Genomic DNA, 18,124 nt, shown 5'->3' with positions numbered 1-18,124 from the left:
AAAATAATGACAGGTTGAGCGCAATCGAAACTTCATTTAGTTCTCGGCTGCGCTCAAACTAACAGGATGATTATTTCAATTCAAAACGATCTAAATTCATCACTTTGCTCCAAGCGGAGACAAAATCCTTAACAAATTTCTCTTTTGAATCTTCACTGGCATAAACTTCGGCAATTGCGCGAAGCTCAGAGTTGGAACCAAAAATTAAATCTGCTCTCGTTCCGGTCCATTTGAAAGTATTGCTTGCGCGATGACGTCCTTCAAAAACTCGATCATCACTTCCAATTGCCTTCCAAGTTGTTCCCAAATCCAGAAGGTTTACAAAAAAATCATTTGTTAATGTTCCAGGTTTGTTTGTAAACACGCCATGATCAGAACCATCAAAATTGGTTTTTAAAACGCGCATCCCACCAACCAATACCGTCATTTCAGGAACAGTAAGTGTTAATAGTTGTGATTTGTCAACCAATAATTCCTCAAAGGAAGCATGTTGTTTGGGCTTTAAATAATTTCTAAAGCCATCGGCAGCAGGTTCAAGATGTGAAAAAGAATCTACATCGGTTTGTTCTTGAGAAGCATCGCCTCTTCCGGCAGTGAAAGGAACAGTTATATTATAACTGGCATCTTTAGCGGCTTTTTCAATAGCTGCACATCCACCAAGAACAATCAAATCTGCCATTGAAACTTCTTTATCAGTACTTTGATTGTTGTTGAAGTCTTTTTGAATTGATTCAAGTTTACTTAAAACTTTAGCTAATTGCGAAGGATTATTCACTTCCCAATTTTTCTGTGGCTCTAAACGAATTCTTCCACCATTGGCACCTCCGCGCATATCAGATCCGCGGAATGTTGAAGCGGAAGCCCAAGCGGTAGCGACTAATTCAGAAATAGAAAGACCTGTATCACGTATTCTGCCTTTTAATGAAGCTATATCTTTATCATCGATTAAAGTGTGGTTAACGGCTGGAATTAGATCTTGCCAAAGTAATTCTTCAGTAGGAATTTCTGGGCCCAAATAACGGGAAACAGGTCCCATATCGCGATGTGTTAATTTATACCAAGCACGTGCAAATGCATCTTCAAATTCTTTGTGGTTTTCACGAAAATGTCTAGATATTTTTAAATATGCAGGATCTGTTTTAAGAGCAATGTCTGCTGTGGACATCATTAAATCCTGTGTTTTGGACTTGTCGTGAGCCATTGGTGCTTTATCGGCATTAGAAGCTGCAGTGGGTTTCCATTGATGGGCTCCAGCTGGACTTTTAGTTAATTCCCAATCATAATCCAACAACACTCTAAAATAATCGTGGTCCCATCTGTTCGGAACTGGCGTCCAAGCACCTTCCAAGCCACTAGTTATGGTATCATCACCAAATCCAGATTTATAACTGTTTATCCAACCTTTACTTTGGTGTTCAATTCCCGCTCCCGCTGGTTCGGAGTCTACATATTCTTCCGCATCACCAGCTCCGTGGGTTTTTCCGAAAGTATGTCCGCCAGCAATAAGAGCTACGGTTTCGTAATCATCCATAGCCATCCTGCCAAAGGTCTCGCGAATATCGTGTGCAGAACCAAGTGGATCAGGCTCTCCATTTGGTCCTTCTGGATTTACATAAATCAATCCCATGTGTGCTGCTGCCAAAGGCTTTTCAAGATGACCTTCTTCGTAACGCTTGTCGTTTCCAAGCCATTGTGTTTCGGAACCCCAATAAACATCTTGTTCTGGTTCCCAAACATCTTCGCGTCCTGCACCGAAACCAAATGTTTTAAAGCCCATAGATTCCAAAGCTACATTTCCCGTTAAAAGCAATAAATCTGCCCAAGAAATTTGTTTGCCGTATTTCTGTTTAATTGGCCAAAGCAACAAGCGTGCTTTATCCAAATTTCCGTTATCCGGCCAGCTGTTTAAAGGTGCAAAACGTTGGTTTGCGGTATTTCCACCACCACGCCCGTCCGTTACCCTATACGTTCCCGCGCTATGCCACGCCATTCGTATAAAGAGACCTCCATAATGGCCATAATCTGCAGGCCACCAATCTTGGGAATCGGTCATTAATTTTTTAAGGTCTTGCTTTAGCGCATTGTAGTCTAATTTTTCAAATTCTTTTTTATAATCGAAATCAGTTCCCATTGGGTCCGATTTTGAGCTCTGTTGGCGCAATACATTCAATCGTAAACTATTCGGCCACCAATCACCATTTGTGGTTCCACCACCAGCAACTTGATGCTGTACATTACCGAAGTAGGGGCACTGGGCTGCTGCATCATTGTCATTTATTTCCCAAACATCGCTTGTATTTCCACTTGGGTTTCCGTTTTTGTGATAGTTTTTATCTTTTTCGTTTTCCATTATTGAAGAGTTTTTGAACTGTATCTTACTAAAATAAGTATTAAAATCGCTTATACTTTAAAAATCAATCGGTTGTTTTAATCTTTTAATCGATAAAACTTATAGCGCTTCAGCTTAAAATAAATTTTGACAATTAAAATTGTTTTAAAATTTGCACAGCTTCGGCTAAGGTTTCGTCAGTTTTTGCAAAACAAACACGTATTTGTTTGAAATCTTTTTTTCCTTCATTAAAAACCGAAGTCGGGATTGTGGCAATTTTAAATTCTTTCGTAAGCCTTTCTGTAAAAGTGATATCACTTTCTTTTGAAATTTCTGAAAAATCAAGCATTTGAAAATAAGTGCCTTTTGAAGGGATTATTTTAAAATTAGAGCCTTCCATTAAATGTAAAAAGAAATCGCGCTTTTGCTGATAGAAATTTGAAAGTTTTAAATAATGATTTGGATCTTTCAAATAAGTAGACAATGCTTTCTGAATTGGATGGTTTACACAGAAAACAACAAATTGATGCACTTTTTGAAACTCCTTCATCAACTTTTCAGGTGCAGCACAATAGCCCATTTTCCAGCCTGTATTGTGAAACGTTTTTCCAAAGGATGCTGTTATAAAACTGCGTTCGGCCAAAGCTTCAAATTTAGAAGCGCTTTGATGTACATTGCCATCAAAAATAATATGTTCGTAAACTTCATCGCTTAAAATAAAAAGATCATTTTTTTCAGCAAAGTCCTGCAATTGAAGCATGTCTTCTTCTAAAAAAAGCATCCCGCTTGGGTTGTGTGGACTGTTGATGATTATCATTTTCGTTTTTGAAGAAATCTTATCTGTAACTTCTTGCCAATCCACTTTATAAAAAGGTGGTTTCAATTGAACTGGAACAATTTTTCCGCCAAATAACTCCACGGTTGGCGCATAACAATCATAGGCTGGAGTGAAAATAATTACTTCGTCACCTTTGCTAATTGTAGCTGCAATTATTGTAAAAATAGCTTGCGTTGCTCCAGCAGTTATTGTGATTTCATTTTCAGGATTATAGAAATGATTGTGAAGTTTTTCAATTTTTTTAGAAATTTCCATTCTCAGTTCAAAATCTCCTGGCATTGGTGCATATTGGTTATAGCCATCTCGCATTGCGTGATCTACCAATGCATTCAAAGCCGGATCGCTGGGGAAATTCGGGAACCCTTGGGCAAGGTTTAATGCATTGTGGTCAGTGGCCATTTTGCTCATCTTGGCGAAAATGGAGGTTTCAATATTGGGTAATTTTGAATTTATCATTCTGTTCTGTATTTATATAGACGAAAACATCTTTTATGCATTTGTCTAAGTTACTATTTATTTTTTTTGATAAAAATTGAAAACAGTACAACTAAGTTTATTCCATAAAAAAACCCTCACAAATTGCAAGGGTTTCAAGTTTAAAATGAAGAGATTCCCACCTCCGCGGGAATTCTTAGTATCTGTAGTATTCAGGTTTAAACGGTCCTTCAACTGTTACACCAATATAATCAGCTTGTTCTTTTGAAAGTTCAGTAAGTTCAACCCCAATTTTCTCAAGGTGAAGTTTTGCAACCTTTTCATCCAAATGCTTTGGAAGCATATACACTTCGTTTTCATAGTTTTCACCATTTTTCCAAAGTTCGATCTGCGCTAAAGTTTGGTTAGTGAAACTGTTACTCATTACAAAACTTGGGTGACCTGTGGCGCAACCAAGATTTACCAAACGACCTTCAGCCAAAAGGATGATGTCTTTTCCGTCAATAGTATATTTGTCAACCTGTGGTTTAATTTCAACGTGGGTGTTTCCGTGGTTTTTCTTCAACCAAGCAACCGCAATTTCATTATCAAAATGCCCAATATTACAGACAATTGTTTTGTCTTTCATCGCTTCAAAATGCTCTCCGCGAACGATGTCCTTATTTCCTGTTGTTGTAATTATGATATCAGCGTTGCCAATAACGGTTTCTAATTTTTTTACTTCAAAACCGTCCATTGCAGCCTGTAATGCGCAAATTGGATCGATTTCAGTAACGGTAACAATACTTCCAGCGCCTTTGAAAGAAGCAGCAGTTCCTTTACCAACATCGCCATAGCCACAAACTACAACACGTTTTCCGGCCATCATTATATCTGTAGCGCGACGCACTGCATCCACAGCACTTTCGCGACAACCGTATTTATTGTCGAATTTACTTTTGGTAACACTATCATTAATATTGATAGCCGGCATTGGTAAAGTTCCTTTTTTCACACGCTCGTAAAGACGGTGAACGCCAGTAGTAGTTTCTTCAGAAATACCCTTCACGCCAGCGGCAAGTTCTGGATATTTATCCAAAACCATATTGGTAAGATCGCCACCATCGTCAAGAATCATATTCAATGGTTTGCGGTCTTCGCCAAAGAAAAGTGTTTGTTCAATACACCAGTCAAACTCCTCTTCGGTCATACCTTTCCAAGCGTATACTGGGATTCCGGCATCAGCGATTGCAGCAGCAGCGTGGTCTTGGGTAGAGAAAATATTACAAGAACTCCAAGTAACTTCTGCGCCCAAAGCTTTTAAAGTTTCAATAAGTACGGCAGTTTGAATGGTCATGTGAAGACATCCAGCTATGCGCGCACCTTTTAATGGCTGCTCATTTCCGTATTCTTCACGCAAGCTCATAAGCCCAGGCATTTCCGCTTCGGCAAGCTCAATTTCTTTTCTTCCCCAATCTGCAAGGGAAATATCTTTTACTTTAAACGCCGTGTAAGGCACAGTTTTCGTTGACATATTTATTATATTTATACCCGAAAGTACGAGCATTTATTAAAACTAATTTCTGTTTTTCAGTCCGCAAAAGTACATAATATCCTTTAAAATTCTATGCCACTTTACAAAACTATAACAGTAAATCCTCACACTAAAGTCTTCATTTGGAAGATCGAAGAGTCTTTTGAAGCGCTCTCGCAGGGAATAAATCTTACAGAAAACTGCTCTAATAGGGTATTTAATATGAAAAGTGATCTTCATCGTCGTGGCTTTATGAGTATTCGACATTTGATGGCTTTGGAAGGATATACCGATCACGATTTATATTACGACGAAAACGGAAAGCCACATTTAACGGACGATAAGCATATTTCCATTACACATTCCTTTAACTTTTCTGCCATTATTATTAGTGATACCGAAGTAGGTATTGATATTGAAATGCAGCGACATAAAATTCTTCGCATTGCCCATAAATTCACTCCTTTAAAAGCCTATAAAATTTTTGCAAATGAGGATGCTTTAATGCGCAAACTTACCATCGTTTGGTGTGCCAAGGAATCACTCTATAAAAGTTTTGCTGAAAAAGGAGTCAGCTTTTTAGAAAATATTGTTGTGGAAGATTTTATGCTTGATGAGACTAAAACCATAGCTACCGTAACTTATGCGGAAAAACAGGAAAAATACAATGTAGATTTTTTAGAGTTTGAAGAATTCACTTGTGCTTACGCTCTTATTTCTGAAAAAAACTAAATGGAAGGAATTTTTTACAAGACTTTTCTAAAATCGGTTGCAAAGAAAGAGAAGCAACTTGCTATTTTGATTGATCCAGAAAAATTTAATATTTCTTCAGTAAAATTATTTCTCAAAAAAATACCAAACGAGACTACACATCTTTTTGTAGGTGGAAGTACAGTAGCAAACGGAGAAACCGAAGAGACAGTAAAAGCGTTGAAAGCGGAATCTAAACTTCCCGTTTTTCTATTTCCAGGCGATCATTCACATATTACACCTTTGGCTGATGTCCTTTTGTTCTTAACCTTACTTTCAGGACGGAATGCAGAATATTTAATAGGTCAACAGATAAAATCCATTTCAAAATTGAAAAACTCTTCTTTGGAAATTATTTCCACAGGCTATATTTTAATTGATGGTGGAACTGATTCTTCCGTATCAAAAGTGACGAAAACGGAACCGCTTTCACAAGAAAATATTGAATTGATTGTGAATACAGCTTTGGCGGGACAATTTATGGGGGCAAAACTTATTTATTTGGAAGCGGGCAGTGGTGCAAAATATCCTGTAAATCCTGAAATAATTTCCGAAGTAAAAAACGCTATCAATGTTCCTTTAATTGTTGGTGGCGGTATAAAAACAGAGTATCAAATACAATTGGCTTATAATTCGGGGGCAGATATGATTGTTATGGGCACTACATTTGAAAGTAGTCATTTCGGCTCCGCTCAATGACCATTCGGTGGTTGAGCGGAGCCGAAGCCACATTATAAATTATAAAAATAATTAAAATTTAACTAACACTCTCGCCATTGCAAGACGATTATGAACTTGTAATAATCAATTTCATAAATAACTGAAAATCTGTTAATTTGCTATACTAATTTGCTCGGACTAAGCGTATATTCAGAGTAATATTACGATGGTTTCTTGCCCTGCCTTCCTTTGTTTTAAATTAATTCTTAATAATTTTCAAAGTTTCAGAAACTCCTTCCGCAGTTGTTAAATTCACAAAATAAATCCCCGGACTACCTTGAAGGTTTACTTCTAAGGTATTTGTATTTACATATCGTTCAAAAGCAACTACTTGCCCGAGGATGTTTGTGATGGTTGTATTTATTTCTGAATAATCTTTTCCTAAATCAATATTGAAATTTCCCGAAGTTGGATTGGGATATAAAACTGCATTTGAAAGTTGACTTTCCTCTACGCCCAAAACAATGTTGACTACTTTCAAGGTTACATTTTCTGGATTACAAACAACATCATAGGTATACGTGCCATTGCCAAAGGTTGCTGTAACCTGTGCCGGCAAATTACATTCAATTATACTATTTGCGGTAATTACTACGAACTCATCATTAAGCTGCGGCGCATAGCCTAATTGAATATCAAAAGTACCATTGAGTTTTGCAGGTGCGTTTATAGCAAATAGATCGTGTTCGGTATCTGGTGTAATTCCATTTATTTCTAATTGATACACACAGTTTGGGGTTGTATCAAAATCGAATTGTATGTTATAATCTAACGTGCCTGGGCCATTATTTCCTGGGGCAATGGTTCCATCAATACTTATAAAAGCAACTGTACCAATAGAGCCGGCACCAGTTATGGTGCCATCACCTTCATACAAATCATTAAAATCCATATTTCCTATTTCAATATTTAGAATACCTGGGCTATTATTAGTTAAACTTCTTATGGTTGCAGTGCCTGTGCCAGTAGTTTTTTGGATAAGGCCAGTATTTATAAAAGGTCCGCCAGTTATAATAACGCCATCTACAACTGTAATAACACCAAGTTCACGATTTTCGAATATTGAACCTTGTCCGATAGAAAGATTGTTTGCTGCTGCATCAAATAAAATAGTACCCTCATTTTTAAATACCGCACCACCTGAAAGTTGTGTTTGTTGGCTGCCTGTTCCTGTAAAATTTATTAGTCCATTATTTACTAAAACGGTTCCTGCTGCTGCTTGTGCAGTAAGAGTACCTCCACGCCATACTACTCCTGCAGGACCAGAAAAATCTAAAAAATTTACGCCATTGTTTTCAATTCTCAAACCACCACCATCAACTATAAACGGACCATCTAATTGCCCTGTAAGGGTTCCGATTATAAAATTTGGAATATCGCCATTTAATTCTAAAAATCCATTTGAATTTACATTGTATTCTCCATCTGTTAAAGTCATAAGTCCTGAAAGCATCATAGAACCACTATCTATATTTATGGTGCCGTCATTATTTTCAAACGTACTACTAATTGTAAATGTTCCAGCGCCTGATGTTTTTTGAATCAATCCCTCATTAATTAAAAGCCCACCAAAAGGCGCGCTGGCAAAGCTGGCATCACCCACGGTCATTACTCCACTTGAAGTAATTGTTAAGAATTCGCTGGCGCTTCCACTATATTCTAAGTCTAATACTCCAGATGCAACATTCATCTGACTGTTTATTAAAATATTGCCTGCCAGATGTTTTATGTCAGCTCCAAAAATATTTAGTTGACCATTAATAGTAGCAGAAAAATTATAACTGCTAAAATAGCCTCCCTCAAAATTAATAATTGAGCCTGCAGCATACGTTGCTCCTCCAAAAGTTCTAAATTGTGAACCGGTCATAATATTAAGCACTGCATTGGCTTCTAAGGTAACAGCATTTACTGCTGTGAGAACAGCTACATCTACCTCAGAACCAGATGGAATCAATACGTCATTTGAATTTTGTGGCACTCCACCGGGTGACCAGTTGGCTGCATCTTGCCAAAGATTGTTACCTGTGCTATTGGTAAAAGTTTTTAATTGTGCATTTGCGGAAAGTTGAAAAATTGAAAATAAAAGAAGTGCCGAGAAAATTGTTTTGAACGATTTCATAATATTGGGTTTTAAATTAATTATGAATCGAAAGTAGCGTGCTCTAGTATTTTAGGTGTTCGGATTACTGCAAATAGCAAAAATTGGAACTAATTTGATACTGTTTTTTTAAACTGGGAAGGCGTTTGCCCTGTTATTTTTTTGAAGGTGGTATTAAAAGTGGTCTTTGAATTGAAGCCTGCTTCTAAACCGATAGCTACTAAAGTATAATTTGAAAATTCTGGGGTTTGGAGGTGTTTTTTGGCTTCTTCTACCCTAAGTGTATTTATATAATCAGTAAAGCTCACATTCATTTCATTATTAAAAATACGTGAAAGATGACTTTTACTAAGCTGAAGTTCGTCAGCTAAAGTGTCAGAAGAAAAATTTGGATCAAGAAATCGCTGTTTATTTATTACAATCTCTACAATTTTTGAAATGTTTTCATTTTTTGAATCTTCGACTACAGAATATAGCTGTTGGTGTGAACGATTAAACATTCTAATATTTTCACGTTCTTTTATAATATTCATTTTTTGAATTCCAATATAACCTAATGCATATATTAAAATGCTTACAGTAATATCAACGAGAAAATACGAAGCATTTGCATCTATAAAAAATTGAAATACATAATAAGAATAAGAAAGAATTACTATTAATATAACAAGTAATAAAATTTTGAGCCACACCAATTCGGCACTTATAATTTTAGTATTATATGTCTTCGTATTTCTATCTTGTGTAAATAATTTGTACAATGATGCCGCAACTACTATAAACAATAATAGCAGATTTACTACCTCTCCGTAATAAACATTAATGTTTGCCAAGGCCTTGAGAACTGGCTGATCCTTCCAATTTTCAATTGTTGTAAAAGCAATTATCTTATATAATAATGTGAGCATTAAAAAAAATGCCGCTGGAATAAACAGTGCTTTTTCAATATTGCGAACAATCTTATTTGGGTATAAATAAAAGCTCACAAAGAAATAAAGGAATGGAGCTTGTAAAAACTCATACGGCAAATGGATTGCATTAAATTGCCGCCATGAAATGATGCCGATCTCTCCTAAAAAATACTGTAATTGGGTAAGTGTAACAGCTAAAATTAAAAGTCCTAAAAATTTTGCGGCCTTCGTATTAAATTTTTTAGTAAAAAGAATAAAAAAACTCAACCAAAACCCTTGTAGGATTGCAGCTAAAACTATACTGTAAAGTATATTTATTTTCAATAGAATAAATTAGATTGATTTAAAGATAAAAAAATTAAGTTCAAACTCTAAGAGACACCAATCGAAACTTGTAAATTTGAAAAAAAATTGAAAATGAAAATTTCAGTTGAATTAACCCTTACACCTTTACAAGACGATTACGAACCTGCAATCATAAATTTCATAAAAAGCTTGCGGAATTCCGAATTTACAGTTTTGGAAAACCCGCTGAGCACACAGGTTTACGGTGAGTATGATGCCGTGATGAATCTACTTCAAAAGGAAATGAAAATTGCATTGGATGCGGTGGAAAGAGGGCTGCTTTATATAAAAATAGTAAAATCTGACCGCAGCGATTATGAGCCCCATTTTTGAATGGTTTTTTGCGCAGTACAAAGACATTCCAACTTATTTAATAGTGCTGGAATTGCTTGGGGTATTCTTTGGGTTTTTGAGCGTTTGGTTCAGTAAACAGGATAATATTTTGGTGTACCCGACGGGTATCATTAGTACCGCAATTTTTGTATATATTCTCGCTATTTATGGACTTTTGGGCGATATGATGATAAACGCCTATTACTTCGCAATGAGTATTTATGGCTGGTATATTTGGACCCGAAAAGTGGACGACACTCATTATACTCCTATTACAAAAGCTACAAAATCAGAGAATAAAAAGTCAATTTATATTTTTATTGGGACGTTGGTTTTCGTGTTCGCTGTTTATAAATATTTCGATAAATGGAACAATTGGACTGCTTACGTTGACACAGTTACCACAGCAATATTCTTTGTGGGAATGTGGCTTATGGCGAAAAAAAAACTCGAAAACTGGATCTATTGGATTATTGGTGATATCATTTCCGTGCCACTATACCTTTATAAAGGACTCGTTTTTACTTCGTTTCAATACCTTTTATTCACTATTATTGCCATTTACGGATACCGCGCGTGGAAGAAAAATCTCGACATACCCGAAACCAGCCTGCTGAATTGATAAAAGTAGTTTTATACGGTCCCGAATCTACGGGGAAAACTACTTTGGCTAAACAATTGGCGAACCATTACAATACACTTTGGGTACCCGAATTTATGCGTGAATACCTTCAGAAAAAGTGGAATTCCGAAAATAAATTAGTTGAAAAAGAAGATTTAATTCCAATTGCAAAAGGCCAATTGAAACTAGAAAATGAAACTTCGCAACAAGTTGAAAATCTGTTGATTTGCGATACAAACTTACTCGAACTTAAAGTTTATTCCGAATATTATTACAACGGATTTTGCCCTTCGGAAATAAAAAACGAAGCAACCAAAAAAAAATATAGCATCTATCTTTTAACCTATATTGATACGCCTTGGGAAGCGGACGATTTACGTGACAGGCCAAACAATCGCGAGGAAATGTTTCGTATTTTCGAGTCCGAATTAAAAGAACAGGATTTCCCATATCAAGTTTTGAAGGGAAACGAAAAAGAAAGATTTGAAAACGCCGTCAGAATTATTGACGCATTGCTGAAGAAGAACTAAAATGTTTACAGAAAAAAACCTGCAACAAATAAAGAATCACGGTCTTTCCGTGGTCAATTTAGTAAAGCAATTACAAATTTTTAAGGAAGGAATTCCTTTCGCTAATATTGTAGAACCCGCTTCTGCCGATAATGGAATCAAAGTGTTTTCAGAAAAGGAGCAGCAACATTTTGCCAGTCTTTTTGAATCCGAAAAAGACAGACTTGATTTATTGAAATTTGTCCCCGCTTCTGGGGCTGCTACACGTATGTTTAAGTTTTTGCATCAGTTCTTGGAGAATTTTGATTTTGAAAATGACCAGATTGAAGCGTTCCTTCAAAAAGAAGAAAACCAAAATTTGAGAATATTTTTTAACGCTATTGAAAAATTTGCTTTTTCAGCTTTGGTGAGTGAAAAATTGGAAAAAAAATATTCTGGTTATGATAATTTTGAGAAAGGAAAAAAATACTATTTGTTCGTAAAGGAAATGCTGGAAGAGACAGGATTGAATTTCAGTAACACCCCAAAAGGGCTTGTTCCTTTTCATAAATACGACGAAAATTATGCAACTGCTTTTGGGGAACAATTGTACGAAGCTGCTTTTTATGCTGAAGCAAATGGCATAGCCAATCTTCATTTTACAGTTTCCGAAGGCCACGAGAAAAAATTTAAAAAGCGCTTTGACGAAGTAAAGGATATTGTTGAAAATAGAACAGGAGTTCGCTTTAATATTTCGTACTCGTTTCAGAAAAAGGAAACCGATACTATCGCTGTAACCGCTGAAAATGATATATTCTTTGATGAAAATGGAGATTTGCTTTTCCGCCCATCAGGGCACGGAGCATTATTGGAAAACTTAAATGATGTGGATGCGGACATTATTTTTATAAAAAATATTGACAATGTGGTTTCACAAAATTATGTGGAAACCATTGCATTTCAGAAAAAAGTATTGGCTGGAAAATTGATTTTGTTACAGCAACAAATTTTTAAATTTACAGAAAAACTGCAATCTGAAAATCCTTCGGATGAAATACTGAAAAATGCTTCTGAGTTTATTTCCGAAGAATTAAAAATCCAAATTAGTTCAGCAAAAAAAGAAACACTTTTGAAAGTTTTGGAACGTCCCATACGTATTTGCGGTGTAGTTGAAAACACGGGGGCGCCTGGGGGAGGGCCATTTCTTATAAAGGATAAAGACGGAAAACTTTCTTATCAAATTGTGGAAATGTCGCAGATTGATCACGAAAATCTACAAAAAGGACAGCTAGTTGACAAAGCCACACACTTTAATCCTGTTGATTTGGTTTGTGGTGTTCGTAATTATAAAGGTGAAAAATATAATTTGCTGAAATTTTCAGATCCTGACGCAGGTTTTATTTCGCTAAAATCCTATCAAGGAAAACCCATAAAAGCATTGGAACTTCCCGGGCTTTGGAACGGAGCGATGGCAAATTGGAATACTGTTTTTGTAGAAGTTCCGCTTATTACTTTTAATCCTGTAAAAACAGTAAACGATCTATTAAGCGAAGTGCACCAACCTAAATGAACACCGAAATTGTAATATCAGAATTAAACTTTAAAGCCATCCGCAGTAGCGGTCCGGGTGGGCAGCACGTCAATAAAACTGCTTCAAAAGTTGCCATTTCATTTAATTTGGATGCTTCCCAAGCACTTTCTGAAACGGAAAAAGAACGACTTCGAAACAAGCTAGCTTCAAAAATTTCTTCCGAAGGATTTATTACACTTCAATGTGGCGAAACTCGAAGCCAGCATCGTAATAAAGGCATTGTGATTGAAAGATTGGTTGCATTACTTCAGCAAAATCTAAAAGTTGCAAAGCCACGAAAAAAAACAAAACCTTCAAAAGGTGCAATTGAAAGACGTTTAAAATCAAAAAAGGAAAATGCTTTCAAGAAATCCAACCGGAAGCCGCCAAAAATTGAATAGTGTTTACACAAATACTGTGTATTTTTTATACAGTTGTCCTTTTATTTACACACTTTCCTAAAAATTAAATATTTTACATATTTACATAAACTGCTGTTATTCATATACTTAATGGTTATTTCTCTAACCCTATTTCTCTGGCACTACTTTTTCTATATACAAGTCAACAAACAAACTTAGAAACGAATAAATAAATATTTAAACACAAACATTATGAAAAAGTTAATTTTAAGTACAGCAATTTTATTAGGAGGTTTAACCGCCGCAACTGCACAAACTGAAAAAGAACCAACTGCAATGAATGAGCAAAAGCAAACTGCCGTTGAAACGCAAGTTGAAACAAGAATTGAAGCTGCACAAGATGCTGAAACCGTTGCTATTGCTGCTCCAATACAAGATTATAAAGAAGTAAAAACTTCTGAGGTACCACAAACAGTTCAAGATGCCGTAGCTAAAGATTTTAGCGGCGCTACCATTTCAAAAGCTTATGTGAATGCCAACGGAGAATATAAAATTCAACTTGCCACTGCAGATAAAAAAGCTGCTACAGTGTATGCAAATGCAAAAGGTGAGTGGATTAAGAATGATATGAAGAAGCAGTAAACTGCAGGTATTTTTAGATTCAATACTTCAGAAAAAGGCATCCAATTTTTGGGTGCCTTTTTTTATGATAAATTTAAAGCTTGCCCAGCCTTATACTCGCTATTTTTACGTTCTCAGAAAAAGTAATGGCGCAAAAAATACATATAGTTGAAGACGATATAGCTTTTGGAAAAATGATCACCTCTTTTTTGGAAAGAAAAGGATTTCAGGTTTCTGTTTCACTTACTGGTGAACATGCACGAAAAGCGATTACTGAAAATAATTTTGATCTGCTCATTACTGATTTAAAACTTCCAGACGATTCTGGTTTGGAGTTGCTTGAATTTTCCCAAAAAACTTCCCCAAACACAAAAGTGATTTTAATGACTGGCTACGCTGAAGTTGATACAGCGGTTAAGGCCATTAAAAAAGGCGCTTTAGATTATATCTCAAAACCTTTTCGGCCTGAGGAATTATTGATGATTATTGAAGAGGATATTCAAAATATTGAAGGGTCGGAAAGCATTACTTCGAAAAGTTCTGTTTCAGAAACTATTGAAGAGAAAAAAACAACTACCCCTAAAACTACTTCTGAAAAACCCCGATTTGTTGTGGGAATCAGCGAAACTTCAAAAAAATTCAATGAATACTTGAAACTCGTCGGACCAACAGATATGTGTGTGTTGATTCAAGGAGAAAGTGGAACGGGGAAAGAAGTTGCTGCAAAGGCAATTCACAATTATAGCTCGCGAAAAGATAAAAGCTTTGTTGCTGTAGATTGTGGCGCTATTCCAAAAGAAATTGCGGCAAGTGAATTTTTCGGCCATGTAAAAGGAAGCTTCACTGGTGCTGTAAATGACAAAAAAGGCCATTTTGAAGCAGCCGATGGTGGCACACTTTTTTTAGATGAAGTTGGCAATCTCTCCTATGAAAACCAAATTCAATTGTTGCGTGCCTTGCAGGAAAGAAGAATAAAACCCGTGGGCAGCAATACCGAAATTGAGGTTGATGTCCGCATACTTTCTGCGACCAATGAAGATTTGCTGAAAGCAGTTTCCGAAGGAAAATTTCGTGAAGATCTGTACCATCGATTAAATGAATTTTCTATACACATTCCGTCACTTCACGAACGCAAAGAAGATCTTTTTCTATTTATTGAATATTTTTTGGCAGAGGCAAATACCTCATTAGGAAAAGAGGTTTTAGGACTTTCAAAAGAAGTGGAAGAAGCCTTTAAAAACTATGCGTGGCCAGGCAATCTTCGCGAATTGAAAAACGTAATTAAACGCTCTGTTTTATTGACGAATTCAAGTTTAATACCGTTGGATGTTATACCGCGTGAGGTTTTATTTTCTGAAAAATCTAAAAAAGAAAAAGTAGATTTTTCAAAAGAAAGCAACGAAAAACAACTTATTTTGAATGCTTTAAAGGAAGCCGATTTCAATAAAACAAAGGCAGCGAAACTGCTGAATATTACCCGTAAAACGCTTTATAATAAACTTGAGCATTATAAAATAGATTTGTAAAATCAGCTGTTTTATAAGCCTTTTTGTAAATCCCGAATGTTCAATACTAGTTTTTCATAATCCATTTTCATTTCTACAATTTCAATAGTTTCAACACTATAAAATTCTAATTTTTCGAGAATAGGAATTACTTCTTTTGCTTGTATCTGACGAAACATCGTGAGCATTCGGTGAGCGATTTCCTTAATTGGTTGAACTTTTCCTTCTGAAATTGCTGCTTTTATTTCAAGTAAATCCATTTCCGTTTGTGAATTAAAAATGGTTAAAACTTCATCTAAAGCTTGTGGGGTATTCAAAAAAGATTTTAAAAGGGAAAGATCAAATTTATCGTTATTGGAAGAACTATTTTGGTGTGTTTCGTCCACTTTTACTTCTTCTAAAAAACTGTTGGTTTGCGGAAAAATTTTCTCCAAAACCGTTATAAGTTCCTGTTTCGAAAATGGCTTCGGAAGCATTTCTGCAAAACCTTTTTCAAAATAAAAATCACGACTATGTTCCCGATTTCCCGTCATAGCTATGATTGGTTGATTTTTATAGGAAGAAACTTCATCATTTTTCAATCTCTTCAAAACTGTAAAACCATCGGTTTCTGGCATTTGAATATCGGTTAAAACAAAGTCATAATTAATTTTAATAGACGTTGTTTTAAAATTTTCAAAACTGCTAAAAGCTTCCGAAGCAATATTCATTTGTTCGAAGATTTCCTGTAAAAGCGCACGCATTGTTTCGTCATCGTCAATTATTATAGCTTTTAAATCTTCCAATAAATCTGTTTTTTCTGAAGAAATCTTGGGCAAAATCCTTTCCGATTTTTTCAATGGAAGTGAAAGCATAAAAGAACTTCCCTCATTCACAACACTTTTCACTTTTAAAGTTCCATCCAAAAGCTCGGTCAGTTTTTTTGAAATTGCCAACCCCAAACCACTGCCGCCAAATTTATGTGCAATTTCAGTCTCGGCTTGTGTAAACTCGTTGAAAATAAGTTTTTGTTTCTCTACAGAAATGCCAATTCCTGTGTCAATAACGGAGATTTGAATGGTTGAGATTTTATTTTTCTTTTCTAGTTCCTCTACCTTAATTTCTACGCTGCCTTGTTCCGTAAACTTGAAGGCGTTCCCCACCAAATTATTTATAATTTGCCGAATTCGCAATGGATCGCTTTCAAAAATTTGACTTTTTATTCCTTCGGAAATTGAAATTTTTAACTCAATAGGTTTTTGAAGGTATAGCTGTTTTACTGCATTTCCGGCATCGAGAATTATATTTTCAAGTGAAAAAGGAATGCTTTCAATAGGTAATTTTCCTGCTTCCAATTTGGAGTAATCCAGTAAATCATCTACCAAATGCGAAATGAAATGTGAGCTGGAAGTAATCTGTCCCAAATAGTATTTCTGTTTTTCGGAAAGATTTGAATTTTCAAACAATTCTGCATATCCGCTGATAGTATTCAATGGAGTTTTTAAATCGTGACTTACTGTGGAAATAAGTTGTTCGCGACTTTTTAGAAGCGATTCGGCATAATTTTTTGATTCTTCTAAATTCTTTTTGAAACGCTCCGCTCTAAAAAAGTCTGAAAGAATAAAATAGGAAAATAGTAAAACCACAATACCGCCCAAAATGCCAGCAAATTTCAAAATCTGTTTGGTTCTTTCCATAGATTCCGAGCGTTGTTGCTTTTCTAAATTGTTGTTCTTTGTAATTTCACGATCAAAACTGGCAATTATTTCGCGCAAACGTTCAGAAATATTAAGGTCGTTGCGGATCAATTCATTCTCCTTTTGCATCAAAGATTCGCGGATTCTCGAGTTTTCCTTTTTCGCTTCCGCCACAATATAACGTGAAGCCGTAAGCATAGAATCTACAGTTTTCGACTTGACGGTAGAAGTATCGCGCGTAACATCTCTATTGAGATAGTCTGCATAATTTTGCCAGACTTTAAGCTCCTGATTATTGAGCTTTGAAGGATTTTTTATTAACGATTCTACAGAATTTAATCCAACGGAAGCCTCCAGTTTGCGCACTTCACGCATAATATCATCTAGCGAAGTGTCTTTTTGGTTTGTGAGTCGCAGGATGCGCAATTGCTCAATATTTCGATTTTTCTCTTGGAGCAGTGAATTAACACTGTCTAACTGTTTTATTTGGAAATCGTTATTGGTAAGCGATTTAATCTGTTCAATTTTTCGGAAAAGCAAATCAGTCTTGACCATATATTTTTCAAAGTCGTCATCGCTTTCGGTTAAAAGCGCGAGCCTTGAAAATCCGTCGGTTTCATAAACCAGATTGATAAGTGTTCCAGTTTCGATGAATTTTTTTTCGCCTGTAGTTTCAGCAGATTCGGCAGTAAAATTTTTAAATTCTGAATATAAAAAAAAGCCTACTAAAACAGACAAAGCCCCCAAAATAAGATAGCTGAGGATAATCTTAAAAGTGAATTTATTTTTTGAAGTGGCCATCGCTCAAATGTAAAGACTATAAAAAAAGCGAAGTATTAAGGATATGATAAAAATTTCAATTGAATAAATAAAATGAATTGTATCTTTGCCAAACATCTCAAAGGGGTGCTAAGGGATTAACGATTGTAAATTTAAGATTGTTGATTGCAGAAGTAATTCTGAAATCGAAAATAAAAAATCGTTAATCATTCTGGCTGAGATTATACC

General features: G+C 35.7%; 15 protein-coding genes. 9 read left to right on the top strand and 6 right to left on the bottom strand.

What is annotated here, in order from left to right; all coding sequences use genetic code 11:
* Positions 1 to 70: 70 nt before the first annotated feature.
* From katG to ahcY, 3 genes are all read right to left on the bottom strand, one after another.
* The gene (gene katG / locus AEQU1_RS00965) at positions 71 to 2,350 is read right to left on the bottom strand and encodes a catalase/peroxidase HPI (RefSeq protein WP_111878060.1); all 2,280 of its coding nucleotides are present in this window, start codon (positions 2,348 to 2,350) and stop codon (positions 71 to 73) included.
* 133 nt (positions 2,351 to 2,483) lie between these two features.
* A complete protein-coding gene (locus AEQU1_RS00960) occupies positions 2,484 to 3,623 on the bottom strand; it encodes a methionine aminotransferase (protein WP_111878059.1) in 1,140 nt (379 codons plus the stop codon).
* 175 nt (positions 3,624 to 3,798) lie between these two features.
* Positions 3,799 to 5,115 carry an adenosylhomocysteinase gene (gene ahcY / locus AEQU1_RS00955; protein ID WP_111879014.1) on the bottom strand — a complete coding sequence of 439 codons (1,317 nt, stop codon included), beginning with the start codon at positions 5,113 to 5,115 and terminating at the stop codon, positions 3,799 to 3,801.
* 93 nt (positions 5,116 to 5,208) lie between these two features.
* Between ahcY and AEQU1_RS00950 the strand changes: the two genes are divergently transcribed.
* Positions 5,209 to 5,847 (top strand): 4'-phosphopantetheinyl transferase family protein, encoded by a 639-nt coding sequence (locus tag AEQU1_RS00950; RefSeq protein ID WP_111878057.1) that lies wholly within the window; start codon positions 5,209 to 5,211, stop codon positions 5,845 to 5,847.
* Entirely contained in the window at positions 5,848 to 6,564 is a 717-nt protein-coding gene (locus AEQU1_RS00945) for a geranylgeranylglyceryl/heptaprenylglyceryl phosphate synthase (RefSeq protein WP_111878055.1), read from the top strand.
* Positions 6,565 to 6,784: 220 nt separating this feature from the next.
* On the opposite strand, the gene AEQU1_RS00940 is transcribed toward AEQU1_RS00945, so the two are convergent.
* Entirely contained in the window at positions 6,785 to 8,704 is a 1,920-nt protein-coding gene (locus AEQU1_RS00940) for a T9SS type A sorting domain-containing protein (protein ID WP_111878053.1), read from the bottom strand.
* Positions 8,705 to 8,793: 89 nt separating this feature from the next.
* Positions 8,794 to 9,918, bottom strand: coding sequence for an AraC family transcriptional regulator (locus AEQU1_RS00935; RefSeq protein ID WP_111878052.1), 1,125 nt, complete (start codon positions 9,916 to 9,918; stop codon positions 8,794 to 8,796).
* Positions 9,919 to 10,011: 93 nt separating this feature from the next.
* On the opposite strand from AEQU1_RS00935, the gene AEQU1_RS00930 reads away from it, so the two are divergent.
* The 7 genes from AEQU1_RS00930 (at position 10,012) to AEQU1_RS00900 (ending at position 15,461) form a co-directional block, all read left to right on the top strand.
* Positions 10,012 to 10,272, top strand: a complete 261-nt coding sequence (locus AEQU1_RS00930; RefSeq protein WP_111878050.1) for a thiamine-binding protein — start codon at positions 10,012 to 10,014, stop codon at positions 10,270 to 10,272.
* Entirely contained in the window at positions 10,256 to 10,894 is a 639-nt protein-coding gene (pnuC, locus tag AEQU1_RS00925; RefSeq protein ID WP_111878049.1) for a nicotinamide riboside transporter PnuC, read from the top strand. Before AEQU1_RS00930 ends, pnuC begins: the two co-directional genes overlap by 17 nt.
* Entirely contained in the window at positions 10,891 to 11,424 is a 534-nt protein-coding gene (locus tag AEQU1_RS00920; protein WP_111878047.1) for an AAA family ATPase, read from the top strand. Before pnuC ends, AEQU1_RS00920 begins: the two co-directional genes overlap by 4 nt.
* 1 nt (position 11,425) lies before the next feature.
* Positions 11,426 to 12,952, top strand: a complete 1,527-nt coding sequence (locus AEQU1_RS00915) for a DUF4301 family protein (RefSeq protein WP_111878046.1) — start codon at positions 11,426 to 11,428, stop codon at positions 12,950 to 12,952.
* Positions 12,949 to 13,353: an alternative ribosome rescue aminoacyl-tRNA hydrolase ArfB gene (gene arfB / locus AEQU1_RS00910; RefSeq protein ID WP_111878045.1), complete on the top strand. Its 405-nt coding sequence runs from the start codon at positions 12,949 to 12,951 to the stop codon at positions 13,351 to 13,353. The genes AEQU1_RS00915 and arfB overlap by 4 nt, the downstream gene beginning before the upstream one ends.
* Positions 13,354 to 13,566: 213 nt before the next feature.
* A complete protein-coding gene (locus tag AEQU1_RS00905) occupies positions 13,567 to 13,956 on the top strand; it encodes a hypothetical protein (protein ID WP_111878043.1) in 390 nt (129 codons plus the stop codon).
* A gap of 125 nt (positions 13,957 to 14,081) precedes the next feature.
* A complete protein-coding gene (locus AEQU1_RS00900; protein WP_111878041.1) occupies positions 14,082 to 15,461 on the top strand; it encodes a sigma-54 dependent transcriptional regulator in 1,380 nt (459 codons plus the stop codon).
* 11 nt (positions 15,462 to 15,472) lie between these two features.
* Here AEQU1_RS00900 and AEQU1_RS00895 read toward each other — a convergent pair whose 3' ends face one another.
* Positions 15,473 to 17,917, bottom strand: a complete 2,445-nt coding sequence (locus tag AEQU1_RS00895) for an ATP-binding protein (protein WP_111878039.1) — start codon at positions 17,915 to 17,917, stop codon at positions 15,473 to 15,475.
* Between the last annotated feature and the right edge of the window lie 207 nt (positions 17,918 to 18,124).

Origin of the sequence: Aequorivita sp. CIP111184, assembly GCF_900489465.1 — a bacterium.
GTDB lineage: Bacteria > Bacteroidota > Bacteroidia > Flavobacteriales > Flavobacteriaceae > Aequorivita.
Note: the sequence above shows the minus strand (reverse complement) of the source record. Positions and strands in the feature narration are given on the sequence as shown.

Bases quoted from the DNA above. Each gene is read 5' to 3' on its own strand.
- arfB (WP_111878045.1), top strand. From the start codon at position 12,949: ATGAACACCGAAATTGTAATATCAGAATTAAACTTTAAAGCCATCCGC.
- ahcY (WP_111879014.1), bottom strand. From the start codon at position 5,115: ATGTCAACGAAAACTGTGCCTTACACGGCGTTTAAAGTAAAAGATATT.
- katG (WP_111878060.1), bottom strand. From the start codon at position 2,350: ATGGAAAACGAAAAAGATAAAAACTATCACAAAAACGGAAACCCAAGT.
- AEQU1_RS00915 (WP_111878046.1), top strand. From the start codon at position 11,426: ATGTTTACAGAAAAAAACCTGCAACAAATAAAGAATCACGGTCTTTCC.
- AEQU1_RS00905 (WP_111878043.1), top strand. From the start codon at position 13,567: ATGAAAAAGTTAATTTTAAGTACAGCAATTTTATTAGGAGGTTTAACC.
- AEQU1_RS00900 (WP_111878041.1), top strand. From the start codon at position 14,082: ATGGCGCAAAAAATACATATAGTTGAAGACGATATAGCTTTTGGAAAA.
- AEQU1_RS00950 (WP_111878057.1), top strand. From the start codon at position 5,209: ATGCCACTTTACAAAACTATAACAGTAAATCCTCACACTAAAGTCTTC.
- pnuC (WP_111878049.1), top strand. From the start codon at position 10,256: ATGAGCCCCATTTTTGAATGGTTTTTTGCGCAGTACAAAGACATTCCA.
- AEQU1_RS00945 (WP_111878055.1), top strand. From the start codon at position 5,848: ATGGAAGGAATTTTTTACAAGACTTTTCTAAAATCGGTTGCAAAGAAA.
- AEQU1_RS00895 (WP_111878039.1), bottom strand. From the start codon at position 17,917: ATGGCCACTTCAAAAAATAAATTCACTTTTAAGATTATCCTCAGCTAT.
- AEQU1_RS00940 (WP_111878053.1), bottom strand. From the start codon at position 8,704: ATGAAATCGTTCAAAACAATTTTCTCGGCACTTCTTTTATTTTCAATT.
- AEQU1_RS00930 (WP_111878050.1), top strand. From the start codon at position 10,012: ATGAAAATTTCAGTTGAATTAACCCTTACACCTTTACAAGACGATTAC.
- AEQU1_RS00960 (WP_111878059.1), bottom strand. From the start codon at position 3,623: ATGATAAATTCAAAATTACCCAATATTGAAACCTCCATTTTCGCCAAG.